General features: G+C 72.1%; 14 protein-coding genes. 8 read left to right on the forward strand and 6 right to left on the reverse strand.

Translation table 11 applies throughout. The features are described from left to right. Nucleotides 1–83 precede the first annotated feature (83 nt). From ABD954_RS11810 to ABD954_RS11820, 3 genes are all read left to right on the forward strand, one after another. Nucleotides 84–1,496, forward strand: a complete 1,413-nt coding sequence (locus tag ABD954_RS11810) for a class II fumarate hydratase (protein WP_345485891.1) — start codon at nucleotides 84–86, stop codon at nucleotides 1,494–1,496. 44 nt (nucleotides 1,497–1,540) lie between these two features. Then, on the forward strand, nucleotides 1,541–2,206 hold the full coding sequence (fomD, locus tag ABD954_RS11815) for a cytidylyl-2-hydroxypropylphosphonate hydrolase (protein ID WP_345485892.1): 666 nt from the start codon (nucleotides 1,541–1,543) through the stop codon (nucleotides 2,204–2,206). A gap of 291 nt (nucleotides 2,207–2,497) precedes the next feature. Then, nucleotides 2,498–4,363 carry a SpoIIE family protein phosphatase gene (locus ABD954_RS11820; RefSeq protein ID WP_345485893.1) on the forward strand — a complete coding sequence of 622 codons (1,866 nt, stop codon included), beginning with the start codon at nucleotides 2,498–2,500 and terminating at the stop codon, nucleotides 4,361–4,363. Nucleotides 4,364–4,447: 84 nt separating this feature from the next. On the opposite strand, the gene ABD954_RS11825 is transcribed toward ABD954_RS11820, so the two are convergent. Further along, on the reverse strand, nucleotides 4,448–6,631 hold the full coding sequence (locus tag ABD954_RS11825; protein ID WP_345485894.1) for a transglycosylase domain-containing protein: 2,184 nt from the start codon (nucleotides 6,629–6,631) through the stop codon (nucleotides 4,448–4,450). A gap of 264 nt (nucleotides 6,632–6,895) precedes the next feature. Between ABD954_RS11825 and ABD954_RS11830 the strand changes: the two genes are divergently transcribed. The 3 genes from ABD954_RS11830 to ABD954_RS11840 are packed head-to-tail and all read left to right on the forward strand — an operon-like array spanning nucleotide 6,896 to nucleotide 10,601. After that, nucleotides 6,896–7,420 carry a PadR family transcriptional regulator gene (locus tag ABD954_RS11830; RefSeq protein ID WP_345485896.1) on the forward strand — a complete coding sequence of 175 codons (525 nt, stop codon included), beginning with the start codon at nucleotides 6,896–6,898 and terminating at the stop codon, nucleotides 7,418–7,420. Beyond that, complete coding sequence (locus ABD954_RS11835) at nucleotides 7,417–8,103, forward strand: ABC transporter ATP-binding protein (RefSeq protein WP_345485898.1); 687 nt, start codon at nucleotides 7,417–7,419, stop codon at nucleotides 8,101–8,103. The genes ABD954_RS11830 and ABD954_RS11835 overlap by 4 nt, the downstream gene beginning before the upstream one ends. After that, nucleotides 8,100–10,601: an FtsX-like permease family protein gene (locus ABD954_RS11840; RefSeq protein ID WP_345485899.1), complete on the forward strand. Its 2,502-nt coding sequence runs from the start codon at nucleotides 8,100–8,102 to the stop codon at nucleotides 10,599–10,601. Before ABD954_RS11835 ends, ABD954_RS11840 begins: the two co-directional genes overlap by 4 nt. Here the strand turns inward: ABD954_RS11840 and ABD954_RS11845 are convergent. After that, nucleotides 10,588–11,613 carry a LysR substrate-binding domain-containing protein gene (locus ABD954_RS11845; RefSeq protein WP_382745852.1) on the reverse strand — a complete coding sequence of 342 codons (1,026 nt, stop codon included), beginning with the start codon at nucleotides 11,611–11,613 and terminating at the stop codon, nucleotides 10,588–10,590. The genes ABD954_RS11840 and ABD954_RS11845 overlap by 14 nt on opposite strands. 134 nt (nucleotides 11,614–11,747) lie before the next feature. Here ABD954_RS11845 and ABD954_RS11850 point away from each other — a divergent pair, with 134 nt between their 5' ends. Both ABD954_RS11850 and ABD954_RS11855 read left to right on the forward strand, forming a co-directional pair. Next, nucleotides 11,748–12,302: a peroxiredoxin gene (locus ABD954_RS11850; RefSeq protein WP_345485902.1), complete on the forward strand. Its 555-nt coding sequence runs from the start codon at nucleotides 11,748–11,750 to the stop codon at nucleotides 12,300–12,302. 2 nt (nucleotides 12,303–12,304) lie between these two features. After that, the gene (locus ABD954_RS11855) at nucleotides 12,305–12,838 is read left to right on the forward strand and encodes an alkyl hydroperoxide reductase (protein WP_128976662.1); all 534 of its coding nucleotides are present in this window, start codon (nucleotides 12,305–12,307) and stop codon (nucleotides 12,836–12,838) included. A 101-nt stretch (nucleotides 12,839–12,939) separates the two neighbouring features. Here ABD954_RS11855 and ABD954_RS11860 read toward each other — a convergent pair whose 3' ends face one another. From ABD954_RS11860 to phoH2, 4 genes are all read right to left on the reverse strand, one after another. Then, nucleotides 12,940–13,650, reverse strand: a complete 711-nt coding sequence (locus ABD954_RS11860; RefSeq protein WP_345485903.1) for a hypothetical protein — start codon at nucleotides 13,648–13,650, stop codon at nucleotides 12,940–12,942. After that, entirely contained in the window at nucleotides 13,647–15,053 is a 1,407-nt protein-coding gene (locus ABD954_RS11865) for an AI-2E family transporter (RefSeq protein ID WP_345485904.1), read from the reverse strand. The genes ABD954_RS11860 and ABD954_RS11865 overlap by 4 nt, the downstream gene beginning before the upstream one ends. A gap of 115 nt (nucleotides 15,054–15,168) precedes the next feature. Continuing rightward, complete coding sequence (locus ABD954_RS11870; RefSeq protein WP_425584036.1) at nucleotides 15,169–15,861, reverse strand: aggregation-promoting factor C-terminal-like domain-containing protein; 693 nt, start codon at nucleotides 15,859–15,861, stop codon at nucleotides 15,169–15,171. 360 nt (nucleotides 15,862–16,221) lie between these two features. Continuing rightward, complete coding sequence (gene phoH2, locus ABD954_RS11875; protein WP_345485906.1) at nucleotides 16,222–17,544, reverse strand: RNA 5'-3' helicase PhoH2; 1,323 nt, start codon at nucleotides 17,542–17,544, stop codon at nucleotides 16,222–16,224. Between the last annotated feature and the right edge of the window lie 142 nt (nucleotides 17,545–17,686).

The following is a 17,686-nucleotide window of genomic DNA, read 5'->3' on the forward strand; positions in this document are numbered from 1 at the left end:
CCACGGTTTTTACTGGCCGGTAAACGACTTGGGAATACGTCGAACAAGACAAGTGCTCAACTTTTCGAGGAGGTTGACGAACCATGAGCAACGAAGAGGCCGGCTCGGACGGCTACCGCGTCGAACACGACTCCATGGGCGAGGTCCGGGTGCCCGCCCACGCCAAGTGGCGCGCCCAGACCCAGCGCGCGGTGCAGAACTTCCCCGTCAGCGGGCAGCGCCTGGAGCGCGCCCACATCGAGGCCCTGGCCCGCATCAAGGCCGCCGCCGCCAAGGTGAACGCCGAGCTCGGCGTGATCGACGCGGACCGGGCCGAGGCGATCGTCTCGGCCGCCGGGGAGGTCGCGGAGGGACGCTGGGACGAGCACTTCCCGGTGGACGTCTTCCAGACCGGCTCGGGCACCTCGTCCAACATGAACGCCAACGAGGTGATCGCCACCCTCGCCGGGGAACGCCTGCCCGAGGGCCGGGAGGTCCACCCCAACGACCATGTGAACGCCTCCCAGTCGTCCAACGACGTCTTCCCCTCCTCCATCCACATCGCCGCGACCGCCGCCGTCACCCACGACCTGATCCCGGCGCTCGATCACCTGGCCGCTTCCCTGGAGCGGAAATCAGCCGAATTCGCGAGCGTGGTGAAGTCGGGCCGTACGCATCTGATGGACGCCACCCCGGTCACCCTCGGCCAGGAGTTCGGCGGCTACGCGGCCCAGGTCGGGTACGGGATCGAGCGGTTGCGCTCCGCCCTGCCGCGGCTCGCCGAACTGCCCCTGGGCGGGACCGCCGTGGGCACCGGCATCAACACCCCGCCCGGCTTCTCGGCGGCCGTGATCGCCGAGGTCGCCCGCGCCACGGGGCTGCCGTTCACCGAGGCCCGTGACCACTTCGAGGCCCAGGGCGCCCGGGACGGACTGGTGGAGACGTCCGGGCAGCTCAGGACCATCGCCGTATCCCTCACGAAGATCGCCAACGATCTGCGCTGGATGGCGAGCGGCCCCCGCACCGGCCTGGCCGAGATCAATCTGCCGGACCTCCAGCCGGGTTCGTCGATCATGCCGGGCAAGGTCAACCCGGTCATCCCCGAGGCGGTGCTCATGGTCGCCGCCCAGGTGACCGGAAACGACACCACCGTCGCGGTCGCGGGCGCCGCCGGGAACTTCGAGCTCAACGTGATGCTCCCGGTGATGGCCAAGAACCTGCTGGAGTCGGTCCGGCTGCTCGCCAACGCCGCCCGGCTCCTCGCCGACCGCACGGTCGACGGGATCACCGCCAACGTCGAACGGGCCCGCGAGTACGCCGAGTCCTCGCCGTCCGTCGTCACCCCGCTGAACAAGTACATCGGCTACGAGGAGGCCGCCAAGGTCGCCAAGAGGTCCCTGGCGGAACGGAAGACGATCAGGGAGGTCGTCCTGGAGTCGGGCTACGTGGAGCGCGGCGACCTCACCCTGGAGCAGCTCGACGAGGCCCTGGACGTGCTGCGCATGACTCATCCGTGACCTTCGCCGCAGCGGTGCCGGGAGCCCACCCCTAAGATCTGCGCATGACAGGATCCGGCCGTCCCAGACACTGGGCGCCAGGGGACCAGATCCTCTGGCGCTACCGCGACAACGGCACCGGCGACGTGCACATCTGCCGCCCGGTGACCGTGGTCCAGGACACCCCGGAGCTCCTCGCGGTCTGGATGGCCCCCGGCACCGAATGCGTCAAGCCGGTCCTGGCCGACGGCACCCCCGTCCACGAGGAGCCGCTGGTCACCCGGTACACGGCGCCGCGCACCACCACCCGGTCCCGCTGGTTCGGCACCGGCGTGCTCAAGCTGGCCCGGCCCGAGGACCCGTGGTCGGTGTGGCTGTTCTGGGAGCGGGGCTGGCGCTTCCGCAGCTGGTACGTGAACCTGGAGGAGCCCCGCACCCGTTGGTCCGGCGGCGTCGACTCCGAGGACCACTTCCTCGACATCTCGGTCTACCCCGACCGCAGCTGGCTGTGGCGGGACGAGGACGAGTTCGCCCAGGCCCAGCGCGCCGGCCTGATGGACGCCGCGCAGGCGGACCGGGTCAGGGCGGCCGGGGACGCGGCCGTCGAGCTGATCCGGGCCTGGGGGGCGCCGTTCTCGGACGGTTGGGAGGACTGGCGGCCCGACCCCGCCTGGCCGGTGCCCGAGCTGCCCGCGGACTGGGATCTCATTCCCGTGCACACGGCGCCATGAGACCCTTGATGCGCCCCCGGGGTGCAAACGTAGGATCGTCCTCCGCACGCACTCGACCGATCGGATCGCACGTCAACGACCCGGCACCGCGCTGGACCTGACCACGAGTCACCCGCTAGTCATCCATGACCGCTTCTTGAGGGGGAGAGCAGTGCCGGACCTGTGCGGGGCTGTCCAGGCCCGCTCCTCCACATCCACCTCGTGCCGGTGGTTTAGGGCCGCCGAAGGCGCGGCATCGGCGAGAAGAGCGTGTGCAACGCACCACCGGCCCGGACGGACGGAATCCCAGGCGTGACGGAGCATCCCACCTCCCACGAAGGCCGCAAGGCGATGGCTGCCCGGCCGCAGGAACGCACCCGCCCCCGCCAGGAGGCGGCGACGGCGGCGACAGCGGCGACGGCGGCTGCCGTCGCCGTGCCCGCGCCGGCTCCCCAGACGGGCGGCGGCCTGAGCGGTGCCGAGGCGGCGGACCGGCGCGAGGGCGAGCGGCTGCGGTTCGTGGGCGCCGCGACGCGGCGGATCGCGCGCGGCCTCGACCTGGACGAGATCGTCCTCGGTCTGTGCCGGGCGACGGTGCCGACCTTCTCCGACGTGATCCTGGTCTATCTGCGCGATCCGCTGCCGGTGGGCGACGAGCGGCCCGCCGAACCCTTCGTGCTGCGGCTGCGCCGTACCGACCGGCTGCGGTTAACGGACCTGGAGGGCGAGGAGCTGGTCCTCGTCCCCGACCCGGACCCGACGCCGGCCGCCGAGCTGTGCGAGGTCCGGTCGGGCAGCGCGCTCGCCGAGGTGCTGCGCGGGGTGCGGCCGGTGCCCGGCGACTCCCCCGCCGCGCGGGCCGCGCTGCCGGAGCTGCTGGGCCCGGAGCACCCGGTGCCCGGCGGGATGCGGGCCATACTCGCGCCGCTGCGGGGGCGGCGCCGGGTGATCGGCGCGGCCGTGTTCCTGCGCCGGCCGGAGCGGGCCGGGTTCGAACCCAACGACCTGCTGGTGGCCGCGCAGTTGGCCACGCACACGGCCCTCGGCATCGACAAGGCGGTGCTGTACGGGCGCGAGGCCTACATCGCGGACGAGCTGCAGCGCACGATGCTGCCGGACTCGCTGCCGCAGCCGACCGGCGTGCGGCTCGCCTCGCGCTACCTGCCCGCGGCGGAGACGGCCCGGGTCGGCGGCGACTGGTACGACGCGATCCCGCTGCCCGGCAGCCGGGTCGCCCTGGTGGTCGGCGACGTCATGGGCCACTCCATGACCTCGGCGGCGATCATGGGCCAGCTGCGCACCACCGCGCAGACCCTGGCCGGGCTCGACCTGCCGCCGCAGGAGGTGCTGCACCACCTGGACGAGCAGGCGCAGCGGCTCGGCGAGAACCGGATGGCGACGTGCCTGTACGCGGTGTACGACCCGGTCTCGCACCGGATCACCATCGCCAACGCGGGCCATCCGCCGCCGATACTGCTGCACCTGGGCGGCCGGGCCGAGGTGCTGCGGGTGCCGCCGGGCGCGCCGATCGGGGTGGGCGGGGTGGACTTCGAGGCGGTGGAGCTGGACGCGCCGGCCGGGGCCACGCTGCTGCTGTACACGGACGGTCTGGTGGAGTCCCGGCTGCGTGACGTGTGGACCGGCATCGAGCAGCTGCGCGAGCGGCTGGCGGCGACGGCGCAGCTGACCGGGCCCGACCACTCGCCTCCGCTGGAGGCGCTGTGCGACGACGTGCTCGACATGCTGGGTCCGGGCGACCGGGACGACGACATCGCGCTGCTCGCGGCCCGCTTCGACGGGATCGCGCCGAGCGACGTGGCGTACTGGTTCCTGGAGCCGGAGGACGCGGCGCCGGGGCGGGCCAGGCGGCTGGCCCGGCGGGCGCTCGCGCGGTGGGACCTGGAGGAGCTGACGGACTCGGTCGAGCTGCTGATCAGCGAGGTCGTGACCAATGCGGTGCGGTACGCGGAGCGTCCGGTGACGCTGCGGCTGCTGCGGACGGACGTGCTGCGCTGTGAGGTCGGCGACGACTCTCCTCAGCTGCCGCGGCAGCGGCGGGCGCGGGACACCGACGAGAGCGGGCGCGGCCTGTTCCTGGTGAACCGGCTGGCCCGGCGGTGGGGCGCGACGCGGCTCTCGGGTGGCAAGGTGGTGTGGTTCGAGCTGGCCACGCGCTGAGGCGCGTGACGCCGGACCTCGTACACGGCGACGGCCGGGCCCCCTCCAGGGGCCCGGCCGTCGTCTCGTACGGGCGGTCCTTCGTCAGTCGCGGGTGCGGCCGTCGACTCCGCTGTCGCCGTCCGGGAGGGGCGGGAGCGCGGGATCGGTCGTCTTCGTCGGCGTCGGCTCCGGCGGGGTCGTGACCGTCGGGGTGGTGGGCTCCGGCGGGGTCGTCACGGTCGGGGCGGTCGGCTCCGGCGGGGTGGTGGCCTCGTCGGTGGCCGTCGCGGTGGGCGTCGGCGAGCCGGTGGTCCGGGTGGGCGTCGGGACGGTGTCGCCGCCGGAGGTGCCGTCGGTCTCCAGGTCGAACGGGGTGTCCGAGCCGCCGCCGAGCGCGCGCTCGGTGTAGGCGCCCCAGATCTGCGCCGGGGTGCGGCCGCCGTTGGCGCGGCCGGGGTTGATGGTGTCGGTGAGGGTCACCTGGTTGCCCTTGGCGTCCTCGCCGAAGAGGCCGACGGCGGTGACCAGCTCGGGGGTGTAGCCGACGAACCAGGCCGAGCGGTTGTTCTCGGAGGTGCCGGTCTTGCCGGCGGCGTAGTAGTCGCCGGCGGCCCGGAAGCCGGAGCCGGACTGGACGACGCCCTGCATGGCCTTGGTGGTGGTGTCGGCGGCCACCCGGCTGATGACCCGCTCGCCGATGGACTTCACCGGGTCGGCGGTGCGCTCCTTGTGCTCGGCGGACTTGACCAGGGTGGGGGTGACCTTGACGCCGTGGTTGTCGAGGGTGGCGTAGGCGCCGGCCATGTCGACGGTGGAGGCGCCCATGACGCCGAGCGACATCGCCGGGGTGGCGCCGAAGTCCGCGCCGTCCTTCATGCCGAGGGCGATCGCGGTCTGCTTGGCCTTGGTGGGGCCGACGTCCACGATCATCTGGGCGTAGACCGAGTTGATGGAGTTGTTGGTGGCCTTCTGGACGGTGACCGGGCCGTAGCTGCGGTCGTCCTCGTTCTCCGGGGCGAAGGCGATGTCGCTGCCGACGACCGGCCGCTTGCTGGTGCCGTCGTAGACGGTGCCGAGGCCGATCTTGCGGCCGTCCTGGGTCTCGGCGCCGTTGTCGAGCGCGGAGGCGAGCACGATCGGCTTGAAGGTCGAGGCGGGCTGGTAGTCGCGCCGGGTGGCGTTGTTGGTCCAGTGCTCGGTGGCGCCGACGCCGCCGTACATGGCGACGATCGCGCCGGTCTTCGGGTCGACGGAGGTGGCGCCGGCCTGGACGGTGGCGTCCTTCTCGTCGTCCTTGCGGTCGAGCTTGGCCTCCAGCTGCTCGTCGACCGACTTCACCAGGGCCTTCTGCTTCTTCTCGTCGATGTTGAGGGTGACGGTCCAGCCGCCGGCCTTCAGGTCCTCCTCGCTGACGCCCTGGCGCATCAGCTCCTGGTTGGCTGCCTCGACGATGTAGCCGCTCTGGCCGCTGAGGCCCTTGGGGGCCTTGGGCTTGTGCGGGACGGGGAACTTCATGCCGGTGCGCTGGGCGGTGTCCAGCCAGCCCTCCTCGACCATGTTGTCCAGGACGTAGTTCCAGCGCTCCTCGACGAGCTTGCGGCCGTCGGGGCTGGCGGAGGTCCAGTCGTACTGGCTGGGGGCCTGGAGCAGGGAGGCGAGGTAGGCGCCCTGGCCGACGGTGAGCCGGGTGGCGTCGACACCGTAGTAGGCCTGGGCGGCGGCCTGGATGCCGTAGGCGTTGCGGCCGTAGTAGCTGGTGTTCATGTAGCCGGCGAGGATCTCCGGCTTGGACATGTTCTGGTCGACCTTGAGCGCGATGACCATTTCCTTGAGCTTGCGCGTGGCCGTCTGGTCCTGGCTCAGGTAGTAGTTCTTGACGTACTGCTGGGTGATCGTCGAGCCGCCCTGCTTGCCCTTGCCCGTGACGGTGTTCCAGGCGGCGCGGATCGTGCCCTTGATGTCGACGCCGTGGTCCTTGTAGAAGGTCTTGTTCTCGGCGGCGACGAAGGCCCGCTGGACGGCGACGGGGACCTTCTCCAGGCCGACGATCTCCCGGTTGATCTTGCCCGTGCGGGCCATGACCTTGCCGTTGGAGTACTTGTAGACGTTGCTCTGCAGCGTCGCGTCGGCGTTGGCCGTCGGCACCGGGACCATCAGGTAGAGCGCGTAGAAGGCGCCCATCGCGAGCAGACAGCCCACGAAGAACGTGCCCAGGAGTTTCTTCCAGGTGAAGAGGCGTCGTATGCGTCCGCCCTTCCTCGCCTGGCTCGTGCCCGTTCGGCCCATGTCCTCGTTCGCTCCGCTCGTCGTCGAATCAGCTCAGCAAGCTAACACCGCCCATCGCGACAAAGCGCGACCCATCCGGCCTTTCCGGGCGTGAGAATCAGCACCCACTCCCGAACCGGCTCCCGACGGAACGACGCTCCACGGGCACCGATGGTTGTGTGCGCCCGGTCACAGGCAGCCCGTTCGAAGGGTGTCATCCCGGTTCGGGCCACCCCTCACCAGGGCTATACATCGTGCGTATACACCCCGTGTACAGTGACGCACATGTCCATCGGTCACACCCTCCTCGGACTCCTGGAGTCCGGCCCCCGCCACGGCTACGACCTCAAGCGCGCCTTCGACGAGCGCTTCGGCCACGACCGGCCCCTGCACTACGGGCAGGTCTACTCGACGATGTCCCGGCTCCTGAAGCACGGTCTCGTCGAGGTCGACGGCATCGAGGCCGGCGGCGGCCCCGACCGCAAGCGGTACGCGATCACCGAGGCCGGCATCACCGACGTCGAGCAGTGGCTCACCACGCCGGAGAAGCCCGAGCCGTACCTCCAGTCCACCCTGTACACCAAGGTCGTCCTCGCCCTGCTCACCGGCCGGGGCGCCGCCGAGCTGCTCGACGTCCAGCGCGCCGAGCACCTGCGCCTGATGCGCGAGCTCACCCGGCGCAAGAAGGACGGCGACCTCGCCGACCAGCTCATCTGCGACCACGCCCTCTTCCACCTCGAAGCCGACCTGCGCTGGCTCGAGCTGACCGCCGCCCGCCTCGACCGGCTCGCCGAGGAGGTCCGCCGATGACCGCCACCACGCCGCTCCTCGAAGCCCGCGCCATGGACAAGTCCTACGGACCGACCCCCGCCCTCAGCGGGGCCGACTTCTCCCTGCGCGCCGGGGAGGTCGTCGCCGTGATGGGCCCCTCCGGCTCCGGCAAGTCCACCCTGCTGCACTGCCTGGCCGGCATCGTCCGCCCCGACGCCGGCACGATCCACTACGACGGACGCGAGCTGACCGCCCTCGGCGACGCGCAGCGCAGCGCCCTGCGCCGCTCCGACTTCGGATTCGTGTTCCAGTTCGGCCAGCTCGTGCCCGAGCTGACCTGCGTCGAGAACGTCGCCCTCCCGCTGCGCCTGAACGGCGAGCGGCGCCGGCACGCCGAGGAGCGGGCCCGCGCGTGGCTGGCCCGCCTGGAGGTGGAGGACGTGGCCGGGAAGCGTCCCGGCGAGATCTCCGGCGGCCAGGGCCAGCGGGTCGCGGTCGCCCGCGCGCTCGTCACCGCCCCCCGGGTGATCTTCGCCGACGAGCCGACCGGCGCGCTCGACTCCCTCAACGGCGAACGCGTGATGCGGCTGCTCACCGACGCCTCCCGGGACACCGGCGCGGCCGTCGTCCTGGTCACCCACGAGGCTCGGGTCGCCGCCTACTCCGACCGCGAGGTCGTGGTGCGCGACGGCTCCGTACGGGACACGGAGTGGGCGGCATGAGCGGGACGGGTACCGGCTCCGGCATCGGCGAGACCGGCACCACCGGCTCCGCCACGGCGACGGCGGGCGGCACGGGGACGAGCGGCATCGCGGCGACGGGCACCGGGGCGGAGGACGGCCGCGCGGGCGGCACCGCCCCGCGCGGACACCGCCCCGGCCCCGGCGCCTGGATCCGGGACCTGGCCCTCGGCGCCCGCTTCGCCGTCACCGGCGGCCGCGGCAGCTGGCTGCGGACGGCCCTGACCGCCACCGGCATCGGCCTCGGCGTGGCCCTGCTGCTCGCCGCCGCCTCCATGCCGAGCATGATCTTCCAGCGGGAGGTACGCGAAGCCGCCCGCGCCGTCGACGCCAGTGAACTGGTGCCCCAGGCCGGGCCCGACACCTTTCGCTACGCCGACCAGTCCACGCTCTACCGCGGCGACACCGTCACCGGGCTGCTGCTGCAGCCCGACGGCCCGCGCCCCGCGGTCCCCCCGGGAGCGGCGAAGGTGCCCGCGCCCGGCGAGATGCTGGTCTCCCCCGCCCTGCGCGATCTGCTCGCCTCTCCCGAGGGCGCCCTCCTGCGCGAGCGCCTGCCGTACGAGATCACCGGCACCCTCGGCGACGCGGCGCTGATCGGCCCGGCCGAGCTCCGTTACGTCGCGGGCACCGACATCCTCGCCGCGTACGGCCACGAGGGCCGGGGCCGGCGCTACGGCTGGTCCGTGCCCGAGGAGCCGATGAACGCGTTCCTCCTGCTCCTCGTCGTCATCGCGTGCGTCGTGCTGCTCCTGCCCGTCCTGGTCTTCATCGCCACCGCCGTCCGTTTCGGCGGCGAACAGCGCGACCGGCGGCTCGCCGCGCTCCGCCTGGTCGGCGCCGACACCGCCACGACCCGGCGGATCGCGGCCGGCGAATCCCTGGCCGGAGCCCTGTTCGGGCTCGCCGCGGGTGCCGGTCTCTTCGCCCTGGCCCGGCAGCTCGCCGGCACCGTACGGATCTGGGACGTCAACGCCTTCCCGTCCGACGTGTCCCCGGTGCCCTGGCTGGCCGCGCTGATCGTCGCCATCGTGCCCGTCGCCGCCGTCGTCGTCAGCCTCGTCGCCCTGCGCGGCGTGGCCATCGAACCGCTCGGCGTGGTCAGGACCGCCACCCCGAGGCCGCGCCGGCTCGCCTGGCGGCTCGTCCTCCTCCTCGCCGGTGCCGCGATCCTGGTACCGAGCGTGGGGCAGGTCGACGTCGACGACACCTCGATCAACATGCCAGGGGTCGCGATCGGCGCCACCCTCGCCCTCGTCGGCCTCACCACCCTGCTGCCCTGGCTGGTGGAGGCCCTGGTCAAACGGCTGCGCGGCGGCCCGGTGGCCTGGCAGCTCGCCACCCGCAGACTCCAGCTCAGCAGCGGCACCGCCGCCCGTGCCGTCAGCGGCCTCGTCGTCGCCGCGGCCGGCGCCATCGCCCTGCAGATGCTGTTCCAGGCCATGCAGAACGACTTCACGCGGGTCACCGACATGGACACGGCCCGCGCCCAGATGGCGACCAAGGTCGAGGCCAGGACCGCCGACGACGCCCGCCGGGCCATCGAGAAGCTGTCGGCGACGAAGGGCGTCACCGGCGTCGTCGGCACCATCGAGTCGAGCGTGTGGCGGCCCGGCCCCCTGCGGGCCGGTGAGGACTTCACCCCGATCACCTCGATCGCGGTCGGCGACTGCGCCTCCCTGAAGGAGTTCGCCCACCTGCCGTCCTGCACCGACGGCGACGTGTTCATCGCCCTGGCCCACGGAGGGGCCGGGCCGGACGACGCCTGGGTCGCCCGGACCGCGAAGCCGGGGGCGACGGTCGCCCTGCGCGACCCGGAGACCCACGAGGGACCGGTGCCGACCTGGCGCATCCCGGACACGGCCCGCACCGTGGACGCGCGGCTCGACCCGATGGGGCGCGTCCAGTTCGGCGTGATGGCCACCCCGAAGGCGATCGACGCGGCCCGGCTCGACGCACCCGAGGCCGGAGTCATGATCCGCATCGACCCGACGGTGCCGGACGCGGCCGAGCACGTACGGAACGCGGTCGCCGCCGTCGACCCGATCACGCGGGTGCAGACGCTTCAGGACCTCGAACGGGACGCCCAGTTCTCCAGCGTCCGCACCGGCATCCTGGTCGGCGCCACCCTCACCATGCTGCTCGTCGCGACCTCGCTCCTGGTGACCACCCTGGAGCAGCTGCGCGAGCGCAGGCGGCTGCTGTCCTCGCTCGTCGCCTTCGGCACCCGCCGCGCCACCCTCGGCTGGTCGGTGCTGTGGCAGACCGCCGTACCGATCGCCCTGGGCCTCGCCCTGGCGGTGGCCGGCGGCCTGGGGCTCGGCCTGGTGCTGCTGCGCATGATCGGCAAGCAGGTCGAGGACTGGTGGGTCTTCCTGCCGGTCACCGGGGTCGGCGGGGGCCTGATCCTGCTGGTCACCCTGCTGAGCCTGCCGGTGCTGTGGCGGCTGATGCGGGCCGACGGCCTCAGGACCGAGTAGCCGCCCGGTGCTCCACGGCGCCGCGGTCGCCGGCGTCGGCCCCGTCGCCTTCGTCGCCCTCGTCGTCCCCGTCGACGATCCGCACCGGCAGCCGCCGCATCGCGTCACGGAGCGAGCCCGCCAGTTCCTCGAACTCGGACTGGCGGGCCGCTCCCGTACGCATCGCGAGCGCGACCCGCCGGGACGGCGCCGGCTCGGCGAAGGACCCCGTGAACAGGGCGGAGTCACGGGCCGTCTCCACCTTCACCGCGGTGCGCGGCAGCAGCGTCACCCCCAGTCCGCCCGCCACCAGCTGGACCAGCGTCGACAGTCCCGCCGCCGTCGTGGTGACCGGCGCGCCGTCGGTGCGGCCGGCCTCCCGGCAGATGTCGAGGGCCTGGTCGCGCAGGCAGTGCCCCTCGTCCAGGAGCAGCAGCTTGAGCTCCCTGAGCGCCTCGCGCGGAATGTCCCCGCGCCCGGCCAGCGGATGCCCCTCGGGCGTGACCAATACGAAGTCCTCGTCGAACAGCGGCAGTTCGGTGACGCCGGGCACCCCGAGCGGCACCGCGAGCAGCAGCAGGTCGAGCCGTCCGGCGGCCAGCCCCTCCAGGAGCGAGGAGGTCTGCTCCTCGTGGACCTGGAGGTCCAGCTCGGGGTAGCGGGTGTGCACCAGACGCAGCACGGTCGGCAGCAGATAGGGCGCCACCGTCGGGATCACGCCGAGCCGCAGCACGCCGGTGAACGGCGCCTGCGCGGCCTCCGCCTCCTCCATCAGCTCCCCCACCGCGTCCAGCACCGCGTGCGCCCGCGCCGCCAGCCGCTCCCCCGCCGGCGAGAGCAGCACCTTGCGCGTCGTACGCTCGAGCAACTGGACACCGAGTGCCTCTTCGAGAGCCGAAACCGCGCCCGAGAGCGCCGGCTGGCTCATGCCGATGGCCGCCGCCGCATCACGGAAGTGCAGATGCTCCGCGACCGCCGCGAAGGCTCTGAGCTGGGACAGGCTGGGCTGCTTCACCCGACGTACCGGAATCACTGATAACCACCTTCGATCAACCCGACCGAGTCTAGCTATTTCACTGATCAATGCACTCCGTGCCAGGATGTGATCCGTCCAACCCCTCACGGAAGACCCCAAAAGGGATCCTTTCGACTCTGCAAGGAGAGCGCGTGCTCACTGTCGGTGACCAGTTCCCCACCTACGACCTGACCGCCTGCGTGTCGCTGGAGAGCGGCAAGGAGTTCGAGCAGATCAACCACAAGTCCTACGAGGGCAAGTGGCGCGTGGTGTTCTTCTGGCCGAAGGACTTCACCTTCGTCTGCCCCACCGAGATCGCCGCGTTCGGCAAGCTGAACGACGAGTTCGCGGACCGCGACGCGCAGATCCTCGGCGTCTCCGGCGACTCCGAGTTCGTCCACCACGCCTGGCGCAAGGACCACGCCGACCTGCGTGACCTGCCCTTCCCGATGCTCGCCGACTCCAAGCACGAGCTGATGCGCGACTGCGGCGTCGAGGGCGCGGACGGCTTCGCGCAGCGCGCCGTGTTCGTCGTCGACCCGAACAACGAGATCCAGTTCGTCATGGTGACCGCCGGCTCCGTCGGCCGTAACCCCAAGGAGGTCCTGCGGGTCCTGGACGCCCTGCAGACCGACGAGCTGTGCCCCTGCAACTGGACCAAGGGCGAGGACACCCTCGACCCGGTCGCGCTCCTGGCCGGTGAGTGACCATGGCGCTCGATGAGCTGAAGGCCGCCATACCGGACTTCGCCAAGGACCTGAAGCTGAACCTCGGTTCGGTCATCGGCAACAGCGAGCTGCCGCAGCAGCAGCTGTGGGGCACGGTGCTCGCCTGCGCCATCGCCTCGCGCTCGCCGAAGGTGCTGAAGGAGCTGGAGCCCGAGGCCCAGGCCAACCTGAAGCCCGAGGCGTACCAGGCCGCCAAGTCGGCCGCCGCGATCATGGCGATGAACAACGTCTTCTACCGGACCCGGCACCTGCTGTCGGACCCGGAGTACGGGACGATGCGCGCCGGCCTGCGGATGAACGTCATCGGCAACCCGGGCGTCGAGAAGGTCGACTTCGAGCTGTGGTCGCTGGCCGTGTCCGCGATCAACGGCTGCGGCCAGTGCCTGGACTCGCACGAGCAGGTCCTGCGCAAGGCCGGTGTCGACCGCGAGACGATCCAGGAGGCCGTCAAGATCGCCGCGGTCATCCAGGCGGTCGGCGTGACGCTGGACGCCGAGGCGGTTCTCGCCGAGTGAGACCGCCGCACGCGTGGCCGTACGAGTGAGCCGGTCGAGCGAGCCGTACGGGTGAAGGGCCCCGGGGTTTCCCCCGGGGCCCTTCGCCGTCAGCGGCCCGGTCAGCTCTTGAGGGCCTTCATCAGCTGCTGCATGTCCTCGACGAGGTAGGTCTGGACGGCCGCCGGGTCCAGCTGGGGCACCTCGATGGGCCGGTCCTTCTCCTCGTCGTACTCGTCCGCCTCCAGCACGAGGCGCAGCACCGCCTGCCCGTCCAGGACCTCCAGCGAGTCGTCTCCGTACACCCCGCCGAAGTAGGCGAGCTCTCCGATGCCGCCGACCCTGTCGCCGCCGCCCGCCAACTGCGGGTCCGCCCTGCGGGCCTCGAACTCCGGGCCGGGGTCGGTCACCCGGTGCAGGGTGTAGCTGACGCGCAGGGTGTACGGAACGGGCTTCGCCGCCAGGGTGACGCTGCAGTCCCACTCGAAGAGGGCGGGGTGGTCGGACTTCAGCGGCTCGTCCATGGCCGGCCCCCTGGGGCCGAGCGCCGAGGCCAGTCCCTCCAGCTTCGCCGCCTCGCAGGGGTCGAGGTCGGTGCGGTAGCCGCCGAGGTCGGGGCGGTCGTCGGGGTCGTACGCGGCGAGGCCGCCGGCCCAGAGCGCCGAGGCGGCGACGGCGCCGCCGAGCGCCCACAGCCAGGGGCGGCGGCTGCGGGGCGGAGCCGGCGGCGGGGTGGCCGCGGGCGGGGGCGGGTACATCGTGCCGGTGGGTGCGGGGCCGGGGGCGGGGGCCGGGAAGTCCGGGCCGCCGACGAGTTCCGGTTCCGAGATCACGTGTCACTTCCGGTGGGGCGGTCGGCCGAGCCGGGCGCCGGGGTCGGCGCCACCTCGTGGGCGGTCGCGCCGCGCGGTTCCGGGGCGGCCCGCAGGGCCTGTTCGGTGCTGTACGCGCGGAGGTAGCCGACCACGGTGTTGGCGACGGCGACCAGCGGGACGGCGACGACCGCTCCGCCGATGCCGGCGGTCAGTCCGCCGGCCGCGACGGCGAGGACCACCGCGAGGGGGTGGACCCGCACGGCCCGGCCCAGGATGAAGGGCTGGAGGACGTGGCCCTCGATCTGCTGCACGGCGAGCACGACCACGAGCACCATCAGGGAGGTGAACACCCCGTTGGTGACCAGCGCGACGACGACCGCGAGGGCGCCGGAGACGACGGCGCCGACGAGCGGCACGAAGGCGAACAGGAAGATGAAGACGGCGAGCGGCACCGCCATCGGCACGTCCAGGAACCACAGGCCGAGGCCGATGAAGACGGCGTCGATGAGGGCGACGAGGACGGTGCCGCGGACGTAAGCGGTCAGGGTGCGCCAGGCCCGGGGCCCGGCGCCGGCGACGCCCGGCCGGGCCTGGGCGGGCACCAGCCCCAGCGTCCACTCCCAGACCTTCTTCCCGTCGTAGAGCAGGAAGAGGGTGGAGAACATGGTGAGCAGGATGCCGGTGATCGCCTCCACGACCACGGTGACGCCCTGGAGCCCGGCGGAGGTGATCTGTTCGGCGTTGGTGCCGATGGTGTCGCTGAGGTTCTTGGCGATGTCGTTGATCTGCCGCTCGGTCACGTGGAACGGGCTGTCGAGGAGCCAGCGCTTGAGCTCCTCGATGCCGTCCCTGACCTGGTCGGTCAGATTGTCGGTGTTGTCCATCACCTGCCAGACCACGAACCAGCCGACCAGGCCCATGACCACGAAGCCGGAGACGGCGGTGACGGCGGTGGCGAGTCCGCGCGGCAGGCCCTTGCGGCGCAGGAGCGCCACGGTCGGCTGGAGCAGCGCGGTGATGAGGAGGGCGGCGACGAAGGCGAGCACGACCAGCTGGACGGAGCTGATCACCTTCATCAGCACCCAGACGGTGCCGGCGAGCACGAGGAGTCGCCAGCCGGCCTCGGCGGCGACCCGCATGCCCCAGGGGATCGCGGCCACCGGGTCGGGGCGGGCGGCGACGGCGGGCGCGTAGGCGGGCGGCGCGGGTACGGAGGCGGGTTCGGGGGCGGAGCCGGGTTCCGCGGCCGGTGCGGGGGCGGTCTTCCCCGCGGGGTGCGGTGCCGGTTCGGGGGCGGGGGCGGCGTACGGAGGGCCGAGGGGTTCGCCGCGCTCGGCGTCCGCCCGGCGCTCGTCAAGGCGCTCGCCCACGCGGCTGAGGCCCTGGCCCAGCCGGTGCAGCCATCGTGGCAGTCTCGACATGCTCTTCCCTCTCCCCCTTCGGGCCCCCGAACCTACCCCACGCGCACGCGAAGCCCCTCACCGAAGGACGGCGAGGGGCTTCGCGGGGTTGACTGCCGGTGGTGACTGCCGGTGGCTAGTACCAGCGGTTGGCCTGCCAGAACGACCACGCGCCGCAGGGGCTGTCGTAGCGGTTGTTCATGTAGCTGAGGCCCCACTTGATCTGGGTGGCGGGGTTGGTCTGCCAGTCCGCACCGGCCGAGGCCATCTTCGAGCCGGGGAGTGCCTGGACGAGACCGTAGGCGCCCGAGGAGGGGTTGGTGGCCCGGTAGTTCCAGCCGGACTCGTGGTCCACGATGTTGCTGAAGCACTGGAACTGGTCCGCCGGGATCATCTGGCGGGCGATCGCCTTGACCTCGGCGATGGTGTACGAGCCCTGGGCGGAGAAGCTCGACGCGTCGCGCAGCGAGTCGCGGTTGGCGCGCTCGGCGGCCGCCTTGCGCTCCTGCTCCGCCTTGTCCGCGGCCTTCTTCTTCGCCTCGGCGTCCTTGGCGGCCTGGATGCGGGCGGCTTCCTCGGCGGACTTGCGCGCGAGGGAGTCGGCGGCGGCGGCCTGGACGTCGGCCTGCTCCGTGAGGGAGGAGACCTGTACCTGGGCCTGCTCGCCCGCGGGGATGTCCGCGAGCAGGGTGGTGTCGGCCGCGGTGGCCTCGAAGTTGTCGTCCGAGGGCTGCGCCGCGTTGCCCGAGGCAACGCCGACGACGGCGCCGACAGTGGTGACCGCAGTGGCCGAAGCCACCGCGAATCCCCGGACCGAGATCCGGCTCACACGGTTTCCTTCCAGCATCGCCCGCAGAGGTGACCAAGCGGGCGAAATCGTGCCCCTGGCGCTGGTCTTCGACTGCATGGGTCACTGAAGACACGGGCCCGTGGTGCTGTGGGCGGCATACGGCGAACGGCTGTTGAGTTGTGTGGTGCCGCACCCCTGAGGGTGCACCTGTGCCGTATGCGGGGCCTGACGGAAGCAAGACTCTGCCGGACGGCGCGGTCGCAAGGCAATTCTGTGCTGCGTGTGAAAGCTCACACCGGGGTGGACGTACGGGATTTGGCGCATACGGAGGACAGCGCGGCGCCGCCCGGCTAAGCTCTCGCGCTTTGCCGGGCGGCGCCAACAGGGCCTGTGAATCGGTCAGATCTGGCCGTCCTCCAGCATTTCGGTCACGAGCGCGGCGATCTGCGAGCGCTCGGAGCGGGTGAGGGTGACGTGCGCGAAGAGCGGATGGCCCTTCAGTTTCTCGACCACGGCGACGACTCCGTCGTACCGGCCGACCCTCAGGTTGTCGCGCTGGGCGACGTCATGGGTGAGGACCACCCGGGAATTCGCCCCGATCCGGGACAGAACGGTCAGAAGCACGTTCCGCTCCAGGGACTGGGCCTCGTCCACGATGACGAAGGCGTCGTGCAGCGAGCGGCCCCGGATGTGGGTGAGCGGCAGCACCTCCAGCATGCCGCGGCCGAGGACCTCCTCGATCACGTCCCGGCTCGCCACGGCCGACAGCGTGTCGAAGACGGCCTGGGCCCAGGGGCTCATCTTCTCGGCCTCGGTGCCGGGCAGATAGCCGAGCTCCTGTCCGCCGACCGCGTACAGCGGACGGAACACCATCACCTTCTGGTGCTGGCGGCGCTCCAGGACCGCTTCCAGGCCCGCGCACAGCGCCAGCGCCGACTTGCCGGTGCCGGCCCGGCCGCCCATGGAGACGATGCCGACGTCCGGGTCGAGCAGCAGGTCGAGCGCGATCCGCTGCTCGGCGCTGCGGCCGCGGATGCCGAAGGCCTCCCGGTCGCCGCGCACGAGCCGTACGCTCCCGTCGGCCGTGACCCGGCCGAGCGCCTTGCCGCGCTCGGACTGCAGGACGAGACCGGTGTGCACCGGCAGTTCGGCCGCCTCCGGCACGTACAGGGTCTCCTGGTCGTACAGGAGGTCGATCTGGTCGGCGCCGAGGGTGACTTCGGACATTCCGGTCCAGCCGGAGTCGGTGATGGCCAGTTCGGCCCGGTACTCCTCCGCGAGGAGCCCCACCGAGGATGCCTTGATCCGCAGCGGCAGGTCCTTGGAGACGACGGTGACGTCGTACCCCTCCGCCTGCAGGTTGCGCGCGACCGCGAGGATCCGCGAGTCGTTGTCCCCCAGCCGGTAGCCGGCCGGCAGGACGCCGGGGTCCGAGTGGTTGAGCTCGACACGCAGGGTGCCGCCCAGGTCCCCGATGGGGAGCGGGGCGTCGAGGCGTCCGTAGCGGACCCGGAAGTCGTCCAGGAGGCGCAGGGCCTGCCGGGCGAAGTAGCCGAGCTCGGGGTGGTGCCTCTTGGCCTCCAGCTCGGTCACCACGACGATGGGAAGCACCACTTCGTGCTCCTCGAAGCGGGACATCGCGCTGGGGTCGGCCAGCAGGACGCTGGTGTCGAGAACATAGGTGCGCCTGTCGGACAAGCGGCGCTTAGTGCTGGTCACCACGGAAGGACAGACCCCCTTCGAGGACCCCTGTGAGGGCGGGGTGCGACGGCTCCACGGGAGGAGGAGCCGGTGTCGCGGCGGAATGGGACCGGGCTCTGGCCACGATGCGCGGGCCGAGCGCCGGCCCTCCGCTTCGTCCGTG

This window comes from Streptomyces roseoviridis (assembly GCF_039535235.1).
Taxonomy (GTDB): domain Bacteria; phylum Actinomycetota; class Actinomycetes; order Streptomycetales; family Streptomycetaceae; genus Streptomyces; species Streptomyces roseoviridis.